Origin of the sequence: Clavibacter sp. MX14-G9D (assembly GCF_032917815.1) — a bacterium.
Lineage (GTDB): Bacteria > Actinomycetota > Actinomycetes > Actinomycetales > Microbacteriaceae > Clavibacter > Clavibacter michiganensis_K.
On sequence record NZ_JAVCVL010000261.1, the window covers coordinates 1 to 3,427 of the forward strand.

Annotated in this window: 3 protein-coding genes; 1 reads left to right on the forward strand and 2 read right to left on the reverse strand. The window is 76.1% G+C overall.

The genetic code is table 11. From position 1 onward, the window contains the following. The first annotated feature begins 315 nt into the window (after positions 1–315). Entirely contained in the window at positions 316–1,053 is a 738-nt protein-coding gene (locus Q6969_RS14320) for a ZIP family zinc transporter (protein ID WP_317231044.1), read from the forward strand. 82 nt (positions 1,054–1,135) lie between these two features. Here the strand turns inward: Q6969_RS14320 and Q6969_RS14325 are convergent, their stop codons facing one another. Further along, positions 1,136–1,633, reverse strand: a complete 498-nt coding sequence (locus Q6969_RS14325; RefSeq protein ID WP_317231045.1) for a MarR family winged helix-turn-helix transcriptional regulator — start codon at positions 1,631–1,633, stop codon at positions 1,136–1,138. 23 nt (positions 1,634–1,656) lie between these two features. Next, positions 1,657–3,427: choice-of-anchor G family protein (locus Q6969_RS14330; RefSeq protein ID WP_317231046.1), on the reverse strand; the 1,771-nt coding region annotated here is incomplete at its 5' end.

Here is a 3,427-nt window from a genome sequence, read left to right on the forward strand (position 1 = left end):
GCCGCGCACAGCGCCGCGGCCGCCGCGGCGGGCACGGGCAGCGGATCCCCCGGGGCGGCGTCCGGCGGGGTGCCGGCGGACGCCAGGAGCGCGAGGACGACCAGGCCGAGGCCGGCGGTCACGGCCGAGGTGGACACCAGGACGATGCCCGTCCGGAGGCGCTGTCTCCCACCCGACGACCTCGCGCGCGCATCCCCCGCCCGTCGCCGTCGCATGGGTCCAGTGGATCGATCCCGGGAGCCGCTCGCAAGCGGCCGCACCGCCGGAGCGCCGTCCGGGCGGACGCGCGCGCCGGGAGGGAGCATCCTCGGAGGCATGTCGCCTCTCCTCCTCGCCGGGCTCGCCGGTCTGCTCTCCGGGCTGTCGCTGGTCGTCGGATCGCTCGTCGCGTGGTTCGCGAGGGTGCCGCGGGAGGTCGTCGCGCTCGTCATGGCGTTCGGCGCCGGCGTGCTGATCTCGGCGCTCGCGTTCGACCTCGTCGACGAGGCCGCGGCGAGCGGCGGATTCCTGCCCACCATCGCCGGCTTCGTCGCCGGCGCCGTCGTGTACGTGGTGCTCGACCAGCTGCTCGAGCACGGCGGGTTCCGTCGGAAGCCGCACCGGCGGAAGGGCGGCGGGGGCGGCACGGGCGTGGGGATCGCGCTCGGCGCCCTGCTCGACGGCGTCCCCGAGACGGCCGTGCAGGGCCTCAGCCTCACGGGCGGCGGGACGCTGAGCGTCGGCGTGCTCGTGGCCGTCGTCATCTCGAACCTCCCGGAGGGGATGTCGAGCACCGCCGACCTCAAGGAGGACGGCCGCGGCCCGCGCTACGTCTTCGGGCTCTGGACCTCGATCGCCGTGGTCTGCGCCCTCTCCTCCCTCGGCGGCTACGCGCTGCTCGGCGGGCTCCCGGAGAGCGGCCAGTCGGTGGTGATGGCGTTCGCGGCCGGGGCGATCCTCGCGATGATCTGCGACACCATGATCCCCGAGGCGTTCCGCAAGGCGCAGGCGCTCACGGGCCTCGTGACGGTGCTCGGGTTCGTGGCCAGCTACGCGGTGCACCAGGCGGGCTGAGCCGGGCGGATCCGCGGAGCCCGGGTCCGTCGCGGAGATGCGGCGGCGGCGGGGCCGGTAGGCCTGCCGGCCGGTAGGCCGGTCAGTCGTCGGCGGGCCGGTCCCGGGGCGAGACGTTGAAGCGGTGCAGCAGGCCCGCGAGCTGCTCGACCTCGGTCGTGTCCCACGCGGAGAGCCGGTTCTGCAGGCGCTCGCGCGTGCCGGAGCGCACGTCCGCGAGGCGCTCCTCCGCCAGCGGCGTGAGCGTGAGGATGGTGGAGCGGCGGTCCTCGGGATCCGGCTCGTCCTGCACGTAGCCGGCCTCGCGCAGCACGCGGAGGTGGCGGCTGACCGAGCTCTTGTCCATGAGGAGGCCCGCCGCGACGGCGCCCGCGGAGGACGGGCCGGCGGTGCGGATCCAGCGCGCGACCGCGAAGGCGCCGGGCTGCAGGCCGGGGTGGAACGTCGCGGCCTCCTCGATGCGCAGGGAGCGGATCGACATGAGCAGCGCCCCGAGCTCGGACGCCACCGACGAGACGGCGGCCGCGCGCCCGTCGACCGGGGCGTCGGCGGGGCGGTCGGGTGTCGGCTCCGGGATCACGTGGAGACCCTAACCGACGCCGATCAGGGCGCCCGGTACGCGTTGCGGCCGGCGGTGGAGGTGGCGAGCTCGACCGCCGACAGCCCCAGCGCGGGCGCCGCCGAGTCGAGCAGGCCGATCCGCAGCGCGGTCACCGACCGCTCGGGGCTCGTGTCCCGCCCGATGCCCGGGACCACGACGCTGCCCGGAGGCGCCCCCGGGCGGTCCGGCTGCACGTTCACCATGACGGACAGGACGCTCGGGAGCGGGTTCACGACGGCCGCGACCGCCGTCACGAGACGTCCCGAGAGCGTGGAGAGCGTCGCTCCCAGGGTCGTCACGGGCGTGACGAGCAGGGAGCCCAGCGTGGTCGTGAGGGTGGAGACGAGGGAGGAGCCGAGCCCCCGGACGAGCGCCGAGAGGAGGTCGATGTTCCCCAGCCCGAGCCCGGCCAGGATCGGGTTGAGGGTCGCGCCGAGCCCGAGGGCGTCGGCCGTGACCGCCAGCTGACGAGCTCCCGACGCGAGGTCGCCGAGGGTGCCCTCGTAGCCCACGCCGACCTTCAGCACCCTGATGCCGAGCAGGGTGTTCGAGGTCCTCACCTCGGTCGTCAAGGCGATGCTCACCTTGACGGCCTGGAGCGCGGTCGTGAGGGCCGTCTGGATCTCCGCGGTCCGGGTGTCCATCAGGACCCCGACCCGGGCGCTGATCGCGTTCACGACCGGGGCCGACAGCACCAGCTCGGTGTTCGGCGGCAGGCCGTTCAGCCCTCCGGGCCCGCGGCCGGTGAGGGCGGCGAGGTCGACCAGCACCGTGCCGGTGGCGAGGTCGATCGCCACGCTGCCGTCGGGACTGCGCAGGGGCTTGGTGAGCAGCGGCGTGACGGCGGCGGTCGCCGCCTCCACCCCGGTGAGCGTGACCGAGCCGGTGAGCCCCGTGGTGACGAGCCCGCCGATGAGGGCGTCGAGGGCGGAGCCGACGGAGGTCGCGATGGTCCCGGTCGTCCCCGACAGGGCCGCCACCGCGGCGGGCAGGACGGTCGTGGTCGTGTTCCCCACGGCGGTGGCCACGCCCCCGACGACGGGGCTCGCCACCCGGAGCTCGAGGCCCGCGATGCCGTACTCGCGGATCACGCCGTCGACGGAGCCGTCCCCCCAGAGGGCGCTGCGGCGCGCGGAGCACCAGTCGAGGGTCGCGCGGGAGGCCACGGCGCCCACCGCCAGCTCCGCGCGGGCGATGTCCGTGGTGGCCGGGAGGACGCGGGCAAGGCTGATGGTCGCCCGCCCGGGCAGGGACGCCGACGTGCCGGAGGTCACGCCGACCCCGCCGGAGTCGGACACGAGCCCGCTGGCCGCCGTGGAGGTCCCCGTCTCGGTCACGCGCACGTACTGGTTGAGGGCTCCCGCGGATCCGGCGGGCAACCCCGCCGACAGGCCCGTGAGGTCCAGGGCGGCCGCGCCGGAGACCGCCGTGATGGCGAGCGGGTTCGCATAGGCGCCGGATCCGAGGCTGGGGGCGGTCGCCGGGGTGCGTCGCGAGCCGGGCGCGGCGTCGTCGACGGCCGAGAGGCCGGACACGCCCGCGACGGTGTCGAGCGGGAGGGAGAGGAGGCTCCCGCGCAGGAAGCGCGCGGACGCGGTGGTCGTGAAGCCCGTGGAGGTGCCGCAGTCGAGGTCCTCCGTGCCGATGGCGCCCTTCGCCCACTCGCGGTCGGTCCACGCGGCGGCGACCGGCACGATGCCCGGGGTCACCGCGCCGGCGACCAGCGCGACGGCGACGCCGGCGGCGACGAGCGACGGGGCGCGGCCGGCGAGG